The organism is Brachybacterium tyrofermentans, assembly GCF_039526165.1.
Classification (GTDB): Bacteria; Actinomycetota; Actinomycetes; order Actinomycetales; family Dermabacteraceae; genus Brachybacterium; species Brachybacterium tyrofermentans.
In genome coordinates, this window is sequence record NZ_BAAAIR010000003.1 from 1 (window position 1) to 19,494 (window position 19,494).

The window sequence follows — 19,494 nt, forward strand, 5'->3', positions numbered from 1 at the left end:
GCCATCAAAGTGGATTCCTTCGGGTCAACGAACGGGTCAGAGAGAGCAGGCGGAGACGACGCCGCCCACTCCGAGAATGTCTTGGAGCACTGTGACCGCTTCTTCGCCGATCTCTGCGGCGGCGGCCCCGACGAACGTTGCGGTGAAGAACTTTCGCCGATCCATGATTCCTCCGGTTGACGGTTTCTTGCGCGATGCGTGCGAGCCCCATTCCGCGAGCTCGCGCGCACCTACTTGGATAACGAACAACGTGATCTATGCCAAAGCGTGGCGGTTGAGACACTGGCTACCGGACGGTAGGTAAGACAACGGGTGACTTCGCACCTCGAGCCTGCATGTCCAGCCCTATAGCTCGGTGCATCAAGCCGCCTGTTGGCGGTCTCCTGGCCGATGATCGGTCTGGTCGTCGGGGCGTTCGACGAGGCGGCCTTTCTCGAAGGTAGCGCCGGCTCGGACGAGGGCGACCAGGTGGGGAGCGTTCACGGCCCGCCAGCGGGTCTGAGCGGACTCGATCAGCTTGAATGCCATCGCGACGCCGGCGGCGCGGGAGCCGGGACCCTTGGTCACGCGCTGGCGCAACCGCACGGTGGCGAACGTGGACTCGATCGGGTTGGTCGTCCTGAGGTGGATCCAGTGCTCGGCGGGGTAGTCGTAGAACTCCAGCAGCACGGCGAGGTCGTCGGTGATCTTCGCGACGGCCTTGGGCCACTTGGCCCCGTACTCGTCGGCGAAGTTCTTCGCGGCCGTCTCGGCATGGGCACGGTCCTCGGCCTGCCAGATCTCGGCCAGGGCCTTCTTCGCCCCGGGCTGGGCGGACTTCGGCAGCGCGGACAGGACGTTTCCGATCTTGTGGAACCAGCACCGCTGCTCGCGAGTGGTGGGGAAGACGTCGCGGACCGCAGACCAGAACCCCAGCGCCCCGTCGCCGATCGCGAGCACCGGGGCGGCCATCCCGCGGCGCTTGCAGTCACGCAGCAGATCGGCCCACGACTCCGCGGACTCGCGGAACCCGTCGGCCAGGGCGATCAGCTCCTTGCGGCCATCGGCACGCACCCCGATCATCACCAGCAGGCAGACCCTGTCCTGAGACAGCCGCACGGTGAGGTGGATCCCATCGACCCAGACATAGACGTAGTCCGTGCCGGCCAACGACCGGGTGTTGAACGCCGTCGCCTCGTCCTGCCACTGGCCGGTCAGCCGGGTGATCGTCGCGGGCGACAGGCCTGCGCTGGTGCCCAGGAACTGCTCCAGCGCGGGGGCGAAATCGTTGCTGGACAGCCCGTGCAGGTACAACAGCGGCAGCACCTCCGCCACCTGCGGCGACTTGCGGGCCCAGGCGGGCAGGATCGCCGAGGCGAACCGACGTCGCTCCCCGGCCTCGTCGGTGCGCTTGTCGTTGACCCGCGGAGCACGGACCGGCACCGCGCCCGCCGCGGTGGTCACCTCGCGCGGTTCGTGGTGACCGTTGCGGACCACCAGCCGGTGGCCGTCGGCGTCGACCTCGTCGGCCGCGGCATCGACGTAGGCGGCGACCTCGGCCTGCAGCGCCGCCGCGAGCATCTGCCGCGCCCCGTCACGGGCAAGCGCGTCGAGCACCGACTCGCCGGACGGATTCGCCCCGTTCTGATTGGCCTCGTCGGAGTCGGGGACTATCTTGAGCATCGGGCGTACCTTCCCGAACCAGCGAGCCAACGCCGGTCCTTGATCAGAACTGCTTCGTCTAGAAGATCATCCTCGGGAAGGTGCGCCCCTTGCACGCCCCCTCGCCGGGAGTCATCCACAGGTTCTGATCATTCCTCCACCTGCGCTGATGGGTGTCCGTGCAGGTGACCGCTGGGCGTGCTCTCAACGACCGTTTATGGTGCAGTCTCTCGTGGCGTTGGATCGGCCCGTCCGCATGGGTCAGCGCAACAAGCCAGCGAGCAGGGGCCTAGCTCCCTCCCCTATGGGCATACTTGCGGGATGAGCAGAGATGACGTGTGGACAGTAGCGGCGGCGTTCGCTGACATCTTCGGAACGGAGTCGCCGCCGACTCATGCCGACATGGATGTGGCCTTCCGGCGCGCCCAAGTCTCGTCCCCGCAGTCTCCGCCGGGGACAGGGATCAACTCAATCTCGAAAGCGCGACGGATCAACAACGCTTTTGATGCAGCCGAGGATGGCCAGATAAACGGGCTGATCCGCGCCCTAACAATGTCGCTCATGACGAAGGGGGTTTTCTCAAGAGCCCCGCACTCCCCCGACTTGCAGCAGATGGTGGCGGAGCTGCGCAGGAGCCTGACGCACGTCGGGTGGGAACTGAGCGAAACGGGCACCCTTGCTCCACTCGGGATCATCGACGTGCAGGCAGGAGGTCGAGAGGCGCTAGAGCTGCAACTGAAGCGGTTACGGAACTCCGGTGATGACATCTCGCTCATGGTCGGTGCTGCGAAAGACTCATTGGAGGCGGCAGCTAAGTTCGTGCTGGAGGAACGGCAGCAGAGCTACCAGCCCGATGAGTCACTGGAAGCTCTCGTCAATAGGGCGATGAAGCTGGCAGGGATCAGCACGCGCCCTGCCGACGCAACCAGCGAAGCCTCCAAAGCGCTGGCCACACTGAACCAGAGCGTCCCTAAGATCGCGGAGGCCGTGCGGAAGGTCCGCAACGATCAGGGATCGGGGCACGGTCGAACAGTATTGACAACGATGAGTAAGCCCGAGGCGACTTTTATTCGCGACTTGACCCTCAGTGTCGTTAACTTTCTGCTCGCAGAGCACAGCTCGCGCCCTTAATGGGGGGGGCGGCCGCTTTGGGCCGTTTGTGACGCATCGCGCCTTGCGCCCTCAAGGCCTGTCGCCTGAGGTCTTCTCCACTCGCCAAGTGCGACTGTCTCGGTTAGCGAAAAAGAAAAACAGAAGTCCACTGAAGAGCAAAATCGCAGGAGCCGCCCAGAAGTGCATCGGCAACTCCCTAGAAACCGACCAAGCGAAAATAAAGGAGCCGCCAGGAGACGCAGCAACTCCTAACGTCGCAGCTGCAAGAACGGGCATTGCCGGGCCAACCTCGCCCACAAGGGTAACGCCGATAAGCCCAATCCCCAAGTATGCACAGTAAGACCTGGTTGCTATTAAGGCCATCTCTTCGTCGCCAGTCACTCCTAGTGCAGTCATGGCGATCAGAAAAAAAATACTAACGCCGACCATTAGGGCGACGATATAGCCAACTACTGGGCGCGCCGAAAGGCGTTCCAAATCAGTCAACGGTGTTGCCGCTAACGTCGTGACGCAGGCGGCCGACAGGCTGGGCACGAAAAGAGTAACCAGCGGTGCAGATCCACTCAAATTCGGAAGAGGCACTGTCATTGCTGGGAGAAGTGCAATAACTCCGATCGTTGCCGCCCAGGCGACCGACAGCGCGACACTCAGTCGACTTCGTACCAATAAGTACACTTCAGAGGACCGCCCTGTCGACCGAGCAACTAGTGACTAACTCCTGAGCTTCTCGGAGCCGACCTGCCCCGCCGTCAGTGTCACCGCTAATGCCGTCCACAATGTCAGGAACGTCTGGTGAAATAATATCCGATGGAAGCGGGTTTCCCACTGCTTCGCCAAGCCATACGGCGAGAACTTCACTGCCCGCCACATAGGTTAAGGAGCTTTCCCCCATGCCAGACGAAGCCATCTTCTCTTGGCATTCAACAGAAGGGATGGGCATCATTGCCCATGCTACTTTTCGTTGCACCTCGACGGGGGAATCATTCTCTCGGATAAGGAGCGGAGCGGCAGGCCATTGAGCCTTATCCTCAGGTAGCTCGACTAGCCGGTCCGGGACTAGTAATCCGTTCGTCCGGGCCACCTCGATGACTGCACGAATCTCAGGCTCAGAAGACTCTACTTCAAAAGCGTGCTCGGGCCAGTAGCAGACCTCGACCCCAAAATCCTTGCACGACAGCAAATTGCCATCCCTGGGGCTGGTCGCCTGGTACCCAAGCGGCATAGCCACTATCGCACTAAATCCCGCCATTAATGCCGGAATGATAATGCCTGTAATGGCAATTGCGGCTATCGAACGAGTTAGTCGCCTTGTGATCGCAACCCACATGGCAAGAGAGGCGCCACCAGCAAGCAGAAACGCTGCCAAGAGAGGCCTCCAGCTGGGGACCTCGCTCACACCGCAGCACAAAGTGCTCATTCCTATGGTGTGCTGCATCCAGGCTGGATCCATCGCTGGGGGAAAGCCTACGATGGCATATGGGACCAAGACGCTGAGCGGGGCGGCAAACTTAAGTGGCAATTTGGCGCCAACCAGCCACCCGAAGAGGGTTGATGCTCCCGCCCAGAGCACGGGAGTCAACAGCAGGATAAAGCTCACGCTGACATCGCTAGCATTGCGGAGAGAAAATGCCTGGGCGGCAACTGCCATTACCGCAGATGGTACGAATATCCCAAGCAGTGGCATGCCCAACGTGAGCAGGGGAGGGCGGGCTAGCGGACGATCAAGGAAACCGGAACGGTCAAGCTTGTTCGCGGCAATCGCGGCCGCGAGCGCCACTAAGGGGATGCAGAGAATGAAAGACTCGGACCCGAGTGCTTGCTCTGCTGGCGAATAACCCTCCTCGACAGAGAAGGTCCCAGATCGATAAACCGCGATGGCGACTACTTGTAGCGGGATAAGCCACGCAAGTCCAAGCACCCGGACTGCGGAGAGTGCGCGGTTCACGAATGGTTCTCCCGGGATAGTGCGGACCGGTATCGATCTAACCACTCACTTGTGCTGTTCGTTGCAGGAAACGAGTCAGTAATCTTGCCACCGACAAGGATCGCAATATCGGTACTAACATCCATGAGGGCTTCCGCTTCGTGTGTGGCTGTGATGATGTTCTCTGCGCCCATCCTGTTGCCGATTATTTCGGCGAGATTTATCCGCTCTACGGGGTCCAGTCCAGTTGTCGGCTCATCGAGTAGAAGGACGTCTGGAGAATGCACTATAGCGCAAGCGAGATTCAAGCGCCTAGCCTCGCCGCCCGACAGAGATGTTGTTGGTGTGCGCAGCTTATCGAGCAAATGGACTCTATCGATCGCCTCAATAGACGTCTTCGAAAGGTTTAAGTTGAGTCCTGCTAGCCAGGCTGAATACTCTACCTGTTGCTGGACGCTAAGCCCGCGAACGCGAGGGCTCTCCTGCGGGAGGTAGCCGATCTGCCGTGCTGGCAGTTTCGTCATCTGGGCATTCGTGTCACTAGAGTATGCAACCCGCCCACTGCTCGGCTTTAGTAGACCAGCTATGACCCTCAGTAGCGTGCTCTTCCCAGAGCCATTTGGTCCTAATAGCAGAGTGCGACCCGCCGGGAAAGTCCACGAGAAGTCCCGGAGGGTCGCACTTGCGCGCTTATAGCGAAAGGTCACCAAATCGACATGAAGTGCGGGGTGTAGAGTCAATCTGGTCACCAGTTCCTTGTGTCCTCAGTAGCTTACCTTGAAGGTGCTCGCGCTGTAGTACCTTGTCGGGCCGTCAACCACGCCGGCAAAATTGATATGGTAATAGGAGCGGTCCTGCGCTCCGTACCGCGTGGTGACGTTCGATGAGCTGCACGACATCGTATTGGTGGCGATTGCCTTCCCGGGCAGTGCAGTTCGGTGCTTGATCAACTTAAACTGCATCCTCCCGGGTGACGCGCCGTTTGTCGTCCGACATCCGCCCATGGTGATATTGGTAGAGGCAGAGTCATGATCGTTGTCGAACCAGGTGCGGGTGTCTTTCCCTACCATCCAACTAGAAAGACTGCTCGTGAAGCTTCCTTCGGCTAGTGCGGGCGCCGCGAGAAGTGAGGTGGCCGCCAGGGCGGCTGCGGCGGAGGTTGCTAGGCGTCGTGCGAAGGTACGCATTTGGGTCTCCTTGTTGGGGGTTGCTCGAATGCGGGCGGGTGCGACGCGGGTGCGACGCGGGTGCGTAGCTCGCAGGAAGGTTGCGCACTCACAGAAAACCGTATGGTCATGATCAGGCAGGTGTCAGGTAGTTCGCTGGATCGTGATCAGAGCGTGACTGGGGTTACAGCTATGGACTGCCGCTGGCAACGCGACGGCCACCCTAGAGGGGGCACTAGAGGTGGACCTGTGGCCGTGAATCTGCTGGCTCCGTCCTAGCGTGAGGCCATGAAGACGGCGCCGCTGGCGAGCAGCATCACCAGCGCTATGGCGATGACTGCGCAGCAGCAGCGGTTGCCCTGCCGGCCGGTTCGGTCCCTGCCGTCGAGGTAGCCCAGCAGAAACCAGACCAGATCGCTCATCGGCTCTCCCCCAGATCCGGGCAGTCGGCCCAGGCGCCGGCACCGACGTCGCGGGCGGCTGCGGTGGCGTCCGGGACTGCCGCACCGATAGGTGACATCTTGACCTGACCTATGGCCTGGTTTCCACTCTCGATCGCTAGCTTCCGGTGGTTGCGAGTGCCTGCGGGGTGCGGGCGAGGTCGNGTGTGGGGTCGGTGATGGTTGTAGTGATGCAGCCATGACTCGAGAGCGTCGCGTCGTTCTGCCTCTGAGCGGTAGCAGCGGGCGTAAGCCCACCCGTCGGCCATTGTGCGGTGGAAGCGCTCGACCTTCCCGTTCGTCTGCGGGCGATATGGGCGCGTGTACCTCGGACGGATCGACAGCGCCTCGCAGGTACCGCGCCACAGATGCGACCGGTAGGCACCGCCGTTGTCGGACAGTACTCGCTCGATCGTGACCCCACGCTCGGCGAACCAGCCGACAGCTCGGTGCATGACGCCAACGGCAGTGACAGCAGTCTCGTCGTCGTGGATCTCGGTGTACGCGACGCGGGAGTGGTCGTCGATCACGGTGTGGACGTAGGCGTAGCCCAGCTTGGGTCCGCCGTGCTGATTGCGTGGCTTGTCCGGCGTGGCGACGCGGTTGCGGTCGCCTTGGCGTCGGCCGACGTAGCGCCAGCCACCGCCGTCGGGGATGTTCCCCAGCTTCTTCACGTCCACGTGCACCAGCGACCCGGGGTGCGCGTGCTCGTAACGACGGATCGGTTCGCCGGTCGCCCGGTCGACGTGCGACAGCCGATTCAATCGAGCAGTGGTGAGGATGCGGTGGACGGTGGAGGGCGCGATCCCGAGCCTCGCTGATAGTTGAACTGGCCTTTCCCGCAACCTGATCCGCAGGTTGACGCACCGCTTCGTGACGGGCTTGCTCGTCTTGTTCGGCGAGCTCTTCGGGCGCGAGGACCGGTCGTGCATGGGCTCGCCGGCGCGGTAGCGGTCGACCCAGCGCTTCACGGTCGGCCACGAGACCTGGAATCGGGCGGCGACCTCACTGATCGGCCAGCCCTCCTCGACGACGAGTTGGGCAACCTTCAGACGGTGACGCGGTGTGAGGGCGGCGTTGGGATGGGACATGGCATCTTTCGGTCCGGGACGGCGCCGCGGCATCCGCCGCTGTCAGGCCGGATGCTGCACGTGGATTCGCAGTGCGTTCGCGGCGAACTGCGCGGCTTCTGGGCTGCCGAAGGTTTGGTGGAAGTCGGGGTTGGTTTCGTAGAGGTCGGCCATGCCTCGCAGCATTGCGGCGGATCGTTCGGCATCGCCGGCGTGGGTGGGTGTCCCGGGGATGTCAGCGAACCAGGCCACGTGGTCGGCAGCGTGCGCTTGAGCAACTGGTGAGCCGGGTGTGTGGCCGGCTTCGTGGATTTCTGCCCACCGCGTGAGCAGGGCCTGGGCGTTGGCCTGCCAGTCGCGTTGCTGTTCCACGGACTTGGCATGCCACCACCGGTTCGACGCGTCGAAGGCCTCGCGTCCCCACCGTCGTACGACCTCGGCCTCGTAGCGGTCGTTGAAGCCTTCGAGCATCACATCCATGCGCGGTTCGCGGCCCTCGCGGCGCATCTGCAGGGTGTGCTTGACCGCGCTGATGCGCCGGTCCAGGGCCTCGCGGTCCTCGGCGAGCTGTGTCAGGTGGGCCTCGAGCGCTTCGACCTCGGCGGTCGGCGTCTCGGGGGCGTCGAGCACTGCGGCGATGTCGGCCAGTGGCATACCCGTGTCGCGGAGCAGAAGGATGCGTTGCAGGCGAGCGACCGCGTCGGGACCGTAGTAGCGGTAGCCGTTGGACCCGACGCGATCGGGTTCAAGCAGCCCGATGCGGTGATAGTGGCGCAGCGTGCGGCCGCTGATGCCTGCGCGTTCAGCGAGCTCGTGCACCGTCCATTCCATCACCGGGCTCCTGTCGATCGACGTGCTGCTCAGTGTGCCGCGTCTGTGGTCAGGCCCAGCCGTGGCAGCGCAATGCGCAGGATATCGGACGCGGGAGTGCGGACGTTTTGGGCGGCCGTGGCGCCCGTGGCGTCGAGGTATTCGCGGACAAGCCGAGCACCGGCTGCATAACCGGCCCCGGTCGGCAAGCCGACAGGCTCGGCACCGAACAGTTGTGCGCTCGAGTCGCCCAGCACCCAGGCGGCGAAGTCTGCCATTCCTGTGACGCCCAGGCCGCTGGCAACCTTCGCCAGGACCTGGTCGTCGGAGCGGGTTTCATCGCGCACGAAGTGGGTGTAGCCGGCGGCGCCATACAACTCGGACGCGAAAACGTCGGCGAGCCCTTCGGACACAACGTGCTCGCCAACCATCACCGTCTGTGGGTCCCACACGATCCCGCCGGGTGAATAGCGCACGTTGTGGTGCAGTTCGTGGACCGCGATCGCCTCGAGGCGATCGAGAACGCGCGAGGTGGGCCAGACGGTGATGGCGATGTAGCCGCTGATGCCGCCGAACCCTGACATCCCTTGCACCTCGTCGACGAAGTGCTGGCTGGTCGGATCTCCCAGGACGAGCAGCACGTTCAGATCGGGGATGGTCACACCCGGATCGGCAGACGTCAACGCTGCGACCCCGTCCTCGAGGGCCTTCTCGATGCGGGTCCACGCATCGGCCGCGACAAGGGATTCCAGACCTTCGCGGACCTGCTCGATCGCGGAGTCCGGACGGAAGCCGAAGTTCTGCTGGTGCACGGTGGCCATGTCCACGCCGCCGGGGATGAAGTGGTACATCCCGGCCATCGGAGCCCACATGTCACGGATGAGGTCGGCGCGATCCTTCGCGTCCGCCGTCAGGACTCGGTTCATGCTCGAGGCACTGTCAATCATTGAAATGGTCATGACAAGCGACCGTAAACGTTGACGCTACGACAAGGTCAACCGTTTCCTCGATCAATGTCCCCGGTCAGTACACCTAGCAGCGCACCCCACCGGGCACCGTCGAGACGACGCGTGACAGCGATGATTATGAAGGCCAGGAGGATCGAGTTGATCTGACCGAGAGCGAGCTCAGTGCGCCACGGGGTGCCGAGCACCAACACCGTCGTCGCGGCGAATGCGAGCACTTGCCGGACCTGGACGGTCCCGACTCGGTACCAGCCAAGGACGCAGTACGAGATTACGACCGTCGCCGCGACGCTGAGGGTGTTGAGGACGTTGTGACCGAAGGCCTCGCTGACCAGTCGCAGCGGGAGGAAGAAAACCGCTGCGATCGGCGGATACCGGAAAGGCAGGATCTCCCGGTCTTCGTAAAGCGCCTCGGTCCAGATCTCCCTGGCCGCGCGCAGGTACACCTCGTAGTCCATACCCCAGGCAGGGTCGGCAACGATCCCGAGCCTGGGGATGAGGCTCCAGGCGATTAGGCTCACGAGGCCGGAGTAGACGGCGATGGTAACGGCGAAAATGAAGTTCGACCGGACCTGTGGGTTTCGGGCGAGAGCAGTCATGTCGAGGCCTCCATCGTCAAGTCAGGATGCCGGCGTGCGGGTGCATTGGCCGGCAGACGCAGGGCTGCGATGGCTAGAAGTGCTGCCAGCAACGACAACCCGGCGATCCAACTGAGATCGAACGAGGCCACGACACCGCTGAGCGGGGCCCCGATGAGCACACCTGCATAAATCCCGTTCATGTAGAAGCCCGTCGACTGTCCCAGCCGCATCCCGGCCAAAGACTGGATCCACGTGAGCGCAGTGACGGCGAAGAACCCGTAGTAGGCCCCCTCCCAAACGGAGGCGAACAGTGCCCAGCCGGTTCCATGCCCGAACAGGTAGCTGCTGTAGGCGACCAGCGCACCGAACCCGGCCAGTGTGAGAACGGCTCGAGAGCTCAGCCTCTTAGCCACCAGCGGAGTCAAGAGGATCGCGACCATCTCCACGCCCGCCTTCAGTCCGAGGAACAGGCCGGTGGCCGATTCGGGAATGTCGAAGCGGCGCACGAGAAGCAGCGCTAGCGAGGTCGCCGTGGAGATGTGGGCCAGGGAGAACAGGAAGACGACGCTGAAGGCCGCGAGATTCTGGAGCGCGAAGCTCCTTCTGCTATCAGCGATCGCTGCCGATGCCGCGGACCCACTGCTCGACTCGGCTTGCTGAGCGGCTAAGTCCAGCCACTTCGATGCAGCCAGGACGGCCATAGCGCCCACCGCCGAGATCGCTGCGACGACGAGGAATGCCGTTGTGATCCCATAGGTGCCCGCGACGGCGAATCCGAGCGCAGGTCCTGCCACCCACGCCCCGGACGTGATCACTCGCAGCAGGGAGTTCACCGTTGACGAGGATCGCCCGCGGCTGTCAGCGAGGAGGCGTCCGAGGGTGTAATAGATCGGCGCGACGGCACCGCCGATGGCCATGCCCATGACCGTGAGGATCAGAAGCCAGAGCACCCCGTTCAGTGCGCCGACCGCGGCGATGGCTCCCATGATCTGGAAGGCCGCACACAGTAGGCAGAGTAGGGACTTGCGCTTGGCGGTGTCGACGATTGCAGAGAGCCGGTGGTTGACGAGCATCGTGACGACCATGACGGCGAAGGAGTATATGCCGACGAGCCACAACGGCCAGGAGAGCCGGGTCGCCAGTGCGAAGGGGACGAGGGGCACCATCGCCGCGTTCGCGAGCATTGCGATGGCCAGGAGTGCGGGAATAGCCCAGACATCTGGGCGTTTGTCGAAAGTTCTCATAGAATTCCTGGTAGGTGTCGCGGCTATCAGAGGACGGGGCGCGCAGTGCGCTCAGTAGCTGTGACGCCACGCCGGAATGACACTATTTCTTCTGCCAAGTCGAAGTCCTCCTGCCAGTCGATGTCGAATGCCTCGGTTGTCGTGATGTCGAACAGGTCCGGGCGCAGGCCGACGCGGTCACCTATCGACACCAGCGTCGAGAAGTCGATGACATAGGCCGCGTGATTGATCAGGCGCAGCGGGGCAAGGTCTTGAGTGCGGGGCCACCGCTCGGGAACCGGGTCGTAGTTGAACGGCTTTCCGTTCTTCCACAGAAACTCCTGCACCTTCTTGGTCGTGACCAGCGAGTCGCAGCCCGAGGCCGACACTTCGTCATAGCGGCGCAGTACTCGCCTGTACCCATCAGAGGTCATTAGCGGATGGGTAACGTGCGTCCACAGTACCGTCCCGCTCAGATCGAGGGAGGCGATGTAGTCCTGGATGAAGGTCTGCATGCTTGAGCTGCTGCAGCCGTAGCGGTCGGGTCGGGCCAGCGGGACAACGGGAACCTCGAGCTCGTCGCCGAGCTCAGCGCTGATGCGCGCCACCTCGTCGTCGTTGGTCGAGACGAGGACCTCGTCGATGCCCGGTACGCGGTCGAGCTGGCGCAGCTTCAGTTCGAGAAGGCCGCCAGGAAAGCTGGCGAAGGGCCGTGTGTTCTTGTCTTTCACGCGTTCGCTGCCTGCTCGAGCGGGAAGGAATACCGTCGTCATGAATGCACTCCGTGGCCGGCCCGCCATGGGTATTTGTGATGCTCGGAAGCATTGACGCGTTTGCGTCCGTCCCCGGTCACGGCTTCAGCCAGGCGTACCTGGCGGACATATTCATGGAAATCACCCGTGGCGAGGTCGACGGCGACGTCGTCGAAGTGCGCCCACGAAGTAGATCCGAGCTTGACGTGTTTTTCGATCATGCGCGCTCCGGCGGCCACGGCGAGACATGACCCGAAGGCCCCGTCGTCATGGCTGGAGTAGCCGGGGACGATTCGAGGATTGTCTTGGCTGCGCTGCCAGTAGGAGCGCACGACCGCGAGGTTGCAGTCCTCGATCGGGGCCGGGTAGGCCGACACGCACTGCAGCAGGTAGATGCGCTTGCTCGAGCGGAACCTCTGAAGGAGACGCTCGACCTGGTCGCTGCTGGTCATGCCCGTCGAGATCACGACATCGAGCCCGCTGGCCGCAGCTTCGTCGATGAGGTCCTCGTGGTGGGTGACCGTGGAGGGGAGCTTGATAAGCCGGTGGCCGCGAGCTGCGAAGTAGCGGAAGGACGGGACGTCGAGAGCCGAGGCGGACCACGTCACGCCGGCCTTGGCGCAAATCCGGTCGAGCAGAGCGAAGCCGCTCTCGTCCAACTCCAGCGCCCGACGATAGTCACCGAAGGTTCGCCCGAACGGCGACTCATAGGCCTCAGCCAGCTGGTCCGGGGTATAGAAGTCCTCGACCGAACGACGCTGGACCTTGATCGTGTCGGCCCCGGCGTCGGCGGCAATCTCGACCATGCGCTGAAGCCGCTCGAGGTCACCGAAGTGGTTGGTCGTGACCTCAGCGACGATGATGACGCCGTCGTGCTCAGCCACGCTCCACCTCGCTCGCTGCACCCAGGTACAGATCGGCGAGGCGATCACCGATGGCTGCGCGCTGGTCGGCGAGCTCAGCGAGCTTCGCGATCAGTTCCGCTTGGGCAACGGCTTCTGCCTGGGTGAGGCCGGCGCGGAACGACGACAGCGTGGTGTTGAACGACTGCGTGGGAGTGCGCAGTTGGTACTGATCGAACCCGGAGCGAGTAGTGAGGTAGCAGGCCTGACTCGTGGACCGAAGTGCGAAGTGCCCCGGGCCGATGAACCCGACCTCGAGGACGAACTCGGCTCCATGCAGATGTGAATGGTCGGCGCGCTTCGACACCGTGCGGCTGTGTGAGAGCATCGCAGTCCGCGAAGTGCGGGCCTGTAGCGTGAAAATCGAGGTGCCGATTGCCAGGGCCGACTCGTGAAGTGGCTCGACTTCGGTCGCTTCGAGCCATGTGCCCGGCGGCATCGCTGTGTGCGGATCCACCCGGCGGAGGGCCTCGGTCGCCCCGCCCGGTGTCGCGTTCAGGACGCGGGTGCCAGCTGCGGCTGCGAGAGCCGCAGCCTTCTCCTGCAGATGGGCGACCATCGCCGCCGTGGGCAGGACCTCTGGTTCGGTCGACGCCGAGGTCTTCTGCAGCTGACGGGTCAGCGAGTCCATGCCCCAGGCGTGCGTGACAGGGAAGGAACCCTCGATGCCGTCGAGGCCCAGACAGACCAGCTCGTCAATGCCGCACTCGACTGCGAAGGGGACGACGAGATCGGTGACGACCGACCCGGTCCAGTATGCGAGCGGCAGCCCTTCCGGGTAGGCGTCGATGTCGAGGATCGCCGGGATCTTCTGTGCGTAGTGGACGGCCTTGATGTCGGCGAAGTGGTCCAAGTCCGCGAAAAACCCTTCGTTGCCCTGAAGACAGGCGTCGATGGTCACGATCGGCACATTCCCGGCGTGCAGCTCGGGCACCAGACGCCGATCATCGGCGAGAAACAGCAGGTCGTGGTCGAGTCCCATGACCGCGGCGTGGTTAACGCCGAAGACAGGACCATCGGCGAGGCTGTGGAGATCGAACTTCCCTATGCTGGGACCCATTCCCACGACATAAGCGCGCCGAGCCGAGCGTAGCTTCTCCTCCAGCTGTACGCTCAGACCCAGACGCGCGATGAACTCATCTGCTCTGCTCGAGCGCTCATCCACCATTTTCCACCTTTCTGGCTACGCGATGCATTGTCGTTATCGTAGGCGGAGGTTCCGACTCGCGCGAAAAGAGCGCCGTCACTTAAATATAAATTAGTTGATCCGGTTCCGATACCCCATTGACATGACCCACTCCATCTGGTAGGCGTAACCTGGGATTGCCGCCGGTAGTAGCCTTCTACGGGTGTGCTGCCAGATTACCAGGGCTCTGCGAGTCGTGGTAGCCCCTGATGTCTTCGTGCTCAGATCCCATGCTGAGAATCTTATTCGCAACTCCGCGGTCATGCGTCATCCGGGCTGCTGCCCTGCGATGACGCTCGCTATTTCGAGTTGCGAATAAGCCTCTGAAAGCCTACTGATTGGCGTGTGGCCGACGCTGTTCGTTGGCTCGTGACGTCCGCTAGGCGCCGATATGCCGTTGTGCGCGGTTAGCGCCTGGGTATTGCCCGCGTATTGAGCTGATTGGCTGCCGTCCTATTTTGCCTGATCGGTGATCTGTTCCAGCGCGTTTTCCAGGTCGTCCAGGCGGGCCGCCCAGGTGCCTGATCTCTGGAATGAGCGCAGGGTGGGGCTGAGGCTCAAGACGAGATCGCTGGGGAGGTCGAGCTCTCTGGCAAGGCGGGCCCACGTGGCGGGCCTGCCGACGTGGGCCAGGAGGAGCCTGACCACATCGGGGGGAAGCGGTGCCCCGCCGCGATCGGTGATGATCGGCAGTAGGGCGTCGCGAAGCTGGCTGAGCTTGGGTCGCGGTGTGCGGTGGTCGGGCAGAGCGTGTGCTTGCCGCTGGCGGTGTCCGTCGCGGATCGGTGGGGCGAGGAAGGTGCGTGCCGCTCGCAGCTCGAGCTGCCGGGTCGGGGAGAGATGGTGGCGGAAGGTCTCCAGGCGTAGCGCTTCGGCCAGAGGGTTGGGAACACCTCTGGTCATTGGAACTCTTTCAAGTGAGCCCAGGACGGTGGCAGCCGCGGAGGGCGAGGGCTCTTGCAGCGCGGCGACGGCGCGTGTGCGTGCTGCTCGTGCCGGAACCCCTTGGGCCTGTAGTGCGTCCGTGAGGTCGAGAACGGCTCCGAACAGGATGGTTGCCTCGACGTGAGTGCCACAAGCAGGCGTTAGAGCACAGGGGTCTGCCTCAGCGGTCTCGTCGAACAGCCGTTGCGCCGCGACGTCGTCGCGCGAGGCGCGGGCAGCTGGTGCGGTGCGCAGGTTGGTGCGGCAGCGTCGTCGCACGCGCCGCCCGGATCGCTCGCCCCCGTCGTCGGGGAGTGCGTGTGGGCATAGGTGGATCGCCGCGGTGGTGGCCAGCCAATCCGAGCGGCTGAACGGCCGCCTTCCGCAACCGGGGCACGCGTCGACCAGGACCAGGTGGTGCTCGATGCACACCAGCGTCGTCGTCAGGTTCCACGCTTTGGACCAGGCCGGAACATCGCTGGCGAGGCAGGCCGGGCAATACCTCAGTCCCGGCAGCTCGACTCGCCTCGAGGGCCGTTCGTAGAGCGTCTGACTCCGCCGCAACGCGTCAGCCGTGGGGTGCGGCGCGCCGAGCTCGGCCGCGTCGTCCTCCGACAGGCCCAAGAGACGCACGCGCTGTGGTGCCAGCGCGCGACGCTGCGCCGCCGTAGTGGAGGCAGTTTGGCGGATGACCCCGGTGGCCTGGAGCAGGGCGCGAGGCGTGATGGCGAAGCGGTGCGCAGTACGGGTCAGCCAGGAGATCGCCCACTCACCCGGCAGAGGGCGCACCGTCAGCGGGAGTTGACCGGCGCGCACCGGCGGAGGAGACCGTCCCAGCATCCCGGCACCGGCGGTCGGTGCGCGGTCAGCGGACCGCGGCGTGGTGCTGGCTCTCGGCGGCATTGTCGATCACGACCTCGTCGAGGATGTCGTCGGTGATGTCCTCGATGCCGGTGACGATGGCGAGGTAGGCGGCGCGGTCGATGAGGTTGGTCAGCGAGCCGATGTATCCCTGGGTGCGTTCGAAGAGGAGATCCGCACGGTCGGCGAGCATCCCCGGGCTCTTGCGGTGGAGGATCAGGTGGTCTTCGTAGGTGGCCAGTACCTTGCGCCAGGCCCGTGCGGCGGTGCCGGTGTCGAGTTGGAAGGGCTGGATTTCGCAGCGCGTGGCGCGGCGGGCGGTCTGCGCTGTCGATCCGCCGTGGGGCAGTGAGCCTTCGTCGAAGAAGCGACGCTGACGCAGCTGGACGCCGACGTAGATGAAGGTCGTGGACATCTCGTTGGCCAGGCTCTTGAGATGGTCAGAGACCGCACGTCCGTCGCGGTGGGCGAAGTCGACGAAGTGCAGATCGTCGATGACGATCAGCTGGGTGTGGCAGCTGCGGACGCAGTCCACCGCCAGCGAGGCCAGCGAGGTGCGGGTGTGCCGGGCTGCGGCCGGGTGGCCGTAGAACCGCAGCAACTTCTGGTTCAGGCCCTTGAGGGTGGTGGCGGCCGACAGGCTCAGGTAGGCCACGGGGATGCGCTGATGGCCATCGCGGGTCCGCTCCCCGTAGCGGCGGATCGTGCGGGTATGGAACCCTCGGGCGTACTGCACCGCGATCGTCGTCTTGCCCAGGGCCGGCTCGGCATCGAGCACCACCGAGCCGCGAAGCTGGCCCGCATCGCGGTAGTTAGAGGCCATGACCTGGTCCATCAACGCGAATGCCCCTGCCAGCTGGGGCGTCTTGATCGTGGCCGGGTTCGCGTTCCAAATCCGGCGCGTCTCCTCGTAGTCCTCACCCTCCTCGACCCCGAGCGCCCGCGGATCTACGGGCGTAGGCGGCCGAGGTCGGGGCGTGCTGTCGGCAAGGGCCAGCCAGTCGTCCTTGGTGTGGATACCGCTGCGGTCGGTCCCGTGCTCTCGGATCCATGCCGTCCAGAGATTCGTCGTCATCCCTCGAACACCTCGAATCGGTCCTCGTCGTCATTGCCGTAGCGTTCGAAGACGTCCATGTCATCCGCGACCCGCACCCGGGCGCGGCGCTCCAGATGCTCCTGCAACACGCTCAGCTCTCCCGCCGCCCCGGCAGGCGTCCGGCGAGGATCCCGATCACCCTCGGGTGCGGTGGTGGTGATGTGGCGGGCGAGGTTCTTCTCCGCCCGGCGCATGGTGACGTTCTGCTGCGAATAGCGCTCGACCAGTTCACCCACCGCCTCCTTGGGATCGACGCTCCGATCGGGGCTGGCCAGTTGGAGGGCGCGCACATAGTCGGCCGCCTCGGCCGAGAACGGAGCATCCAGGTCCCGGGCGCGGTCCCAGCCGATCGCGGCCCACTGCTCGGTGACCGGGTCCTGGAAGTGGATCGCGCGCACATCGTTGCGATCGACGTAGAACGGCCACTTGCCCGCATGCAGGCCGCCGTGCCCGGAGCGCTGCCCGCGGTACAGGTTCAGCTCCGGCCCGTCATACCGGCGCCCGTCGATCGTGATGCCGTAGTGATGGATCTTGCGCCAGGCCACCTCCAGGAACTCCATCGCCAAGCTGGTCGAAACCGGCAACCGGATCCGACCCGCGATCGCGACCCCGCGCTGGAACATCTGCGCCGGCGTCAGCTCCACATGCGGCAGGCGCGGATCACACAGCCCCTCGTGCGGCGTGTCGTGATAGATCCCCACCCACTCGCGCAGCGCCTGCTCCAGCTCCGGCACATACAAGAACGCCTGCTTCTCGATGTCCTTGCCCCGGGAGTACACATCCGGGCCTTTGTAGGCCGGCAGACGCTCCAGGAAACCCTGCCGCAGCGTGCGGAAGAACCGCTCGATCGTGGGCTTGTCCGTCGGCTTTCTCGGTGTCGCAGGCTGGATGCTGATCCCGAGTCGGGCGCAGACGGCCTTCACGTGCTCGGACAGGTACGCCCGGCCGTGATCGACGATGATCGTATCCGGCACCGCCCCTGTTTCGAACACCACCACCTCCGGCACGCCCACATAGGGACCTTCGCTCGCCTCCGGCCCCCAGGTCTGGGCAGTAATCGATTGATACAGCACGTCCGCGACCTCCCGTGAACGGGTCGAGATCGGACGCAGCCGCAGCCCCGTGATGCACCGGGAATACAGATCCATCGCCACCGTCAGCTCCACCGGTACCCACCGGTCCGTCACCGGCTCCGCGGCGAAAACGTCCAGTGGCGTGGTATCCAGCACCACGTACTGTCCCGGGCGATCCGCCCGCAGACTGCCCAGCACCCCCTGCGGACGGGCCGCATCCGAACGCCGCCGCTTGGCCGAACCGAACGCCGCCGTCCCCGCCGTGACCTCGCGCAGATGCCGGTAGGCCGTTGCTCGAGCCGGCAGCGCCAAGCCAGGACTTCGCGTCTCGGCCAACGAGTTGGCCTGATCGATGACCAGGCTCAGCGACGGCGTAGAGAGATCCCGATGACGAGCCAGCACATCCCGCAATGCCCGGTTCCACTCCTCGGGGATGGCGTTGCTGCGGCCCGATGCCGAGCGCCGCTGGTCGACCAGCCCCGCGGGGCCATGAGTCGTGAAGGCGCTGATCCGGCGCCGCGCGGTGCGCTCCGAGAGGCCCGCGGCGTGGGCAAGATGAGTGGCCGGGTCCTGCGGCCGCTGTTCCAGGGCTTCCGTGATGGCCTTGACAGTTGATTCCAGATGATGTCGCTCGCGCGGGTCCAGGTTCGCCAGCAGCTCGACACTCGGGATCGAACCGTCACTGACCTGCTCACTGTCATCGATCGCGGTGGCCTCGGTCCGCAGCAGCGCGGACAGAGTCATGCGCCGGACACTGCCCCCGCGCGACAGGAGTGCTGCACCATCACGCAGTTCGTCGACCTGCCAGGCTGCCCCCTCCCACCAGATCCGTACGCCCACCGCCACGTCCAGCACCTCGGCCATCAGCTGCCTCCCTCGAGAATCGTCTCCATCGTCAAGGGCCGAGTCAGATCGGCCGTGAGCCTGCCGCGCCACATCAACGCAGCGACTAGAGCGAACGCACCCTCTGGCACTACTTCTTCGCGCAGGCGTTCCAGCACGTGGCCCAGCGAGTAGCCCGCCGCGACCGCGACGACGTCGTCGTCGTCGATGCCAATTGCCTCTGCGATGGGGCGCCGGCCCACCGCAAGGAACTGCACGTTGCGCACCAACACCGGATCCGGCTCCGTCGCCACCCGGTAGCGCCAGCCCGCCATCGTGCACAGCCGCTCGGAGATCTCCACCTGGGAGCGGAAGCGGGGGTGGAACCGGAACGCGGCAGGCTTGACGTCGAGGACCTCCACGCCACCCGTCGTATCCAGTACGAGAAGGTCCGGGACGTGCGACGAGTCGACGACCTTCAGCTGGAACGGCTGGGTCGAGATAGCCGCTGTCGTCGACGCGAAATCCAGCAGCCACAAGTGGGACAACTCGAGCAGGCTCTCGTAGACCAGGTGCCGCTGGCTGCGCACCGACCAGAACAGCCCCGGGTAGTTTCGCTGGCCGGCGAACGTCGGCGGAACCCGCACCGGCATCGCGGTAGCAAGCTCATCCGGCGCGACGTCGCCCCACTGCGCTACCCGCTCATTCCCGAGTCGGTCGCAGTATCGGATCGTGGCGGACGCCACACCCGTGGCCATAGCTCTACGATCCACCACGGCCAAGTTTTCTGAGACACGGACACGCCGTGGCCAAGTAGATGAGACACGGCCAGGTTTTCTGAGAATCGACACATGTGCCCTCCGTCACAGATCCGCCCCTCGGGAATGAACCCGCCAGGCTCAAGGTTGAGTGAGGTGTACTCAAGTTTGGGCATCTCGGATTGAC

Annotated in this window: 18 protein-coding genes and 1 pseudogene; 2 read left to right on the forward strand and 17 right to left on the reverse strand. The window is 64.3% G+C overall.

Translation table 11 applies throughout. The features are described from left to right. A partial coding sequence (locus tag ABD093_RS00075) for a hypothetical protein (RefSeq protein WP_343921863.1) occupies positions 1–180 on the forward strand: 180 nt, incomplete at its 5' end. 180 nt (positions 181–360) lie between these two features. On the opposite strand, the gene ABD093_RS00080 is transcribed toward ABD093_RS00075, so the two are convergent. Beyond that, positions 361–1,662 carry an IS256 family transposase gene (locus ABD093_RS00080; protein WP_114359133.1) on the reverse strand — a complete coding sequence of 434 codons (1,302 nt, stop codon included), beginning with the start codon at positions 1,660–1,662 and terminating at the stop codon, positions 361–363. A 300-nt stretch (positions 1,663–1,962) separates the two neighbouring features. Here ABD093_RS00080 and ABD093_RS00085 point away from each other — a divergent pair, with 300 nt between their 5' ends. Next, on the forward strand, positions 1,963–2,772 hold the full coding sequence (locus tag ABD093_RS00085) for an abortive infection family protein (protein WP_193119591.1): 810 nt from the start codon (positions 1,963–1,965) through the stop codon (positions 2,770–2,772). A gap of 658 nt (positions 2,773–3,430) precedes the next feature. On the opposite strand, the gene ABD093_RS00090 is transcribed toward ABD093_RS00085, so the two are convergent. From ABD093_RS00090 to ABD093_RS00165, 16 genes and pseudogenes are all read right to left on the reverse strand, one after another. After that, positions 3,431–4,699 carry a hypothetical protein gene (locus ABD093_RS00090; protein ID WP_193119592.1) on the reverse strand — a complete coding sequence of 423 codons (1,269 nt, stop codon included), beginning with the start codon at positions 4,697–4,699 and terminating at the stop codon, positions 3,431–3,433. Continuing rightward, complete coding sequence (locus ABD093_RS00095; RefSeq protein WP_193119593.1) at positions 4,696–5,427, reverse strand: ABC transporter ATP-binding protein; 732 nt, start codon at positions 5,425–5,427, stop codon at positions 4,696–4,698. Before ABD093_RS00095 ends, ABD093_RS00090 begins: the two co-directional genes overlap by 4 nt. A 15-nt stretch (positions 5,428–5,442) precedes the next feature. Beyond that, positions 5,443–5,865, reverse strand: coding sequence for a hypothetical protein (locus ABD093_RS00100; RefSeq protein WP_343921864.1), 423 nt, complete (start codon positions 5,863–5,865; stop codon positions 5,443–5,445). Between the two features lie 254 nt (positions 5,866–6,119). Continuing rightward, entirely contained in the window at positions 6,120–6,266 is a 147-nt protein-coding gene (locus ABD093_RS00105; RefSeq protein WP_343921865.1) for a hypothetical protein, read from the reverse strand. 152 nt (positions 6,267–6,418) lie between these two features. Next, positions 6,419–7,375 (reverse strand): annotated as a pseudogene (locus tag ABD093_RS00110) (IS481 family transposase); the annotation flags it as partial. A 42-nt stretch (positions 7,376–7,417) separates the two neighbouring features. Then, positions 7,418–8,185: a MerR family transcriptional regulator gene (locus ABD093_RS00115; RefSeq protein ID WP_343921866.1), complete on the reverse strand. Its 768-nt coding sequence runs from the start codon at positions 8,183–8,185 to the stop codon at positions 7,418–7,420. A 29-nt stretch (positions 8,186–8,214) separates the two neighbouring features. Next, positions 8,215–9,123 carry a DUF2268 domain-containing putative Zn-dependent protease gene (locus tag ABD093_RS00120; protein ID WP_343921867.1) on the reverse strand — a complete coding sequence of 303 codons (909 nt, stop codon included), beginning with the start codon at positions 9,121–9,123 and terminating at the stop codon, positions 8,215–8,217. A 35-nt stretch (positions 9,124–9,158) separates the two neighbouring features. Further along, on the reverse strand, positions 9,159–9,728 hold the full coding sequence (locus tag ABD093_RS00125; RefSeq protein WP_343921868.1) for a glycosyltransferase family 87 protein: 570 nt from the start codon (positions 9,726–9,728) through the stop codon (positions 9,159–9,161). Next, complete coding sequence (locus ABD093_RS00130; protein WP_114307739.1) at positions 9,725–10,954, reverse strand: MFS transporter; 1,230 nt, start codon at positions 10,952–10,954, stop codon at positions 9,725–9,727. Before ABD093_RS00130 ends, ABD093_RS00125 begins: the two co-directional genes overlap by 4 nt. A 26-nt stretch (positions 10,955–10,980) precedes the next feature. After that, complete coding sequence (locus ABD093_RS00135; protein WP_343921869.1) at positions 10,981–11,706, reverse strand: acylneuraminate cytidylyltransferase family protein; 726 nt, start codon at positions 11,704–11,706, stop codon at positions 10,981–10,983. Then, on the reverse strand, positions 11,703–12,569 hold the full coding sequence (locus tag ABD093_RS00140; protein ID WP_114328376.1) for an N-acetylneuraminate synthase family protein: 867 nt from the start codon (positions 12,567–12,569) through the stop codon (positions 11,703–11,705). Before ABD093_RS00140 ends, ABD093_RS00135 begins: the two co-directional genes overlap by 4 nt. Then, the gene (locus ABD093_RS00145; protein WP_343874976.1) at positions 12,562–13,755 is read right to left on the reverse strand and encodes a hypothetical protein; all 1,194 of its coding nucleotides are present in this window, start codon (positions 13,753–13,755) and stop codon (positions 12,562–12,564) included. Before ABD093_RS00145 ends, ABD093_RS00140 begins: the two co-directional genes overlap by 8 nt. A gap of 471 nt (positions 13,756–14,226) precedes the next feature. Further along, positions 14,227–15,513: a TniQ family protein gene (locus tag ABD093_RS00150; RefSeq protein ID WP_343874979.1), complete on the reverse strand. Its 1,287-nt coding sequence runs from the start codon at positions 15,511–15,513 to the stop codon at positions 14,227–14,229. A 49-nt stretch (positions 15,514–15,562) separates the two neighbouring features. Beyond that, on the reverse strand, positions 15,563–16,633 hold the full coding sequence (locus tag ABD093_RS00155; RefSeq protein ID WP_114328475.1) for a TniB family NTP-binding protein: 1,071 nt from the start codon (positions 16,631–16,633) through the stop codon (positions 15,563–15,565). Beyond that, on the reverse strand, positions 16,630–18,591 hold the full coding sequence (locus ABD093_RS00160; protein ID WP_114328473.1) for a helix-turn-helix domain-containing protein: 1,962 nt from the start codon (positions 18,589–18,591) through the stop codon (positions 16,630–16,632). Before ABD093_RS00160 ends, ABD093_RS00155 begins: the two co-directional genes overlap by 4 nt. Continuing rightward, complete coding sequence (locus ABD093_RS00165) at positions 18,591–19,307, reverse strand: TnsA-like heteromeric transposase endonuclease subunit (RefSeq protein WP_181869291.1); 717 nt, start codon at positions 19,305–19,307, stop codon at positions 18,591–18,593. Before ABD093_RS00165 ends, ABD093_RS00160 begins: the two co-directional genes overlap by 1 nt. Positions 19,308–19,494: the final 187 nt, after the last annotated feature.

Excerpts from the sequence above, each read along its gene's own strand:
- ABD093_RS00135 (WP_343921869.1), bottom strand. The coding sequence starts at position 11,706 with ATGACGACGGTATTCCTTCCCGCTCGAGCAGGCAGCGAACGCGTGAAA.
- ABD093_RS00080 (WP_114359133.1), bottom strand. The coding sequence starts at position 1,662 with ATGCTCAAGATAGTCCCCGACTCCGACGAGGCCAATCAGAACGGGGCG.
- ABD093_RS00085 (WP_193119591.1), top strand. The coding sequence starts at position 1,963 with ATGAGCAGAGATGACGTGTGGACAGTAGCGGCGGCGTTCGCTGACATC.
- ABD093_RS00145 (WP_343874976.1), bottom strand. The coding sequence starts at position 13,755 with ATGGTGGATGAGCGCTCGAGCAGAGCAGATGAGTTCATCGCGCGTCTG.
- ABD093_RS00120 (WP_343921867.1), bottom strand. The coding sequence starts at position 9,123 with ATGACCATTTCAATGATTGACAGTGCCTCGAGCATGAACCGAGTCCTG.
- ABD093_RS00125 (WP_343921868.1), bottom strand. The coding sequence starts at position 9,728 with ATGACTGCTCTCGCCCGAAACCCACAGGTCCGGTCGAACTTCATTTTC.
- ABD093_RS00155 (WP_114328475.1), bottom strand. The coding sequence starts at position 16,633 with ATGACGACGAATCTCTGGACGGCATGGATCCGAGAGCACGGGACCGAC.
- ABD093_RS00160 (WP_114328473.1), bottom strand. The coding sequence starts at position 18,591 with ATGGCCGAGGTGCTGGACGTGGCGGTGGGCGTACGGATCTGGTGGGAG.
- ABD093_RS00100 (WP_343921864.1), bottom strand. The coding sequence starts at position 5,865 with ATGCGTACCTTCGCACGACGCCTAGCAACCTCCGCCGCAGCCGCCCTG.
- ABD093_RS00165 (WP_181869291.1), bottom strand. The coding sequence starts at position 19,307 with ATGGCCACGGGTGTGGCGTCCGCCACGATCCGATACTGCGACCGACTC.
- ABD093_RS00130 (WP_114307739.1), bottom strand. The coding sequence starts at position 10,954 with ATGAGAACTTTCGACAAACGCCCAGATGTCTGGGCTATTCCCGCACTC.
- ABD093_RS00105 (WP_343921865.1), bottom strand. The coding sequence starts at position 6,266 with ATGAGCGATCTGGTCTGGTTTCTGCTGGGCTACCTCGACGGCAGGGAC.
- ABD093_RS00115 (WP_343921866.1), bottom strand. The coding sequence starts at position 8,185 with ATGGAATGGACGGTGCACGAGCTCGCTGAACGCGCAGGCATCAGCGGC.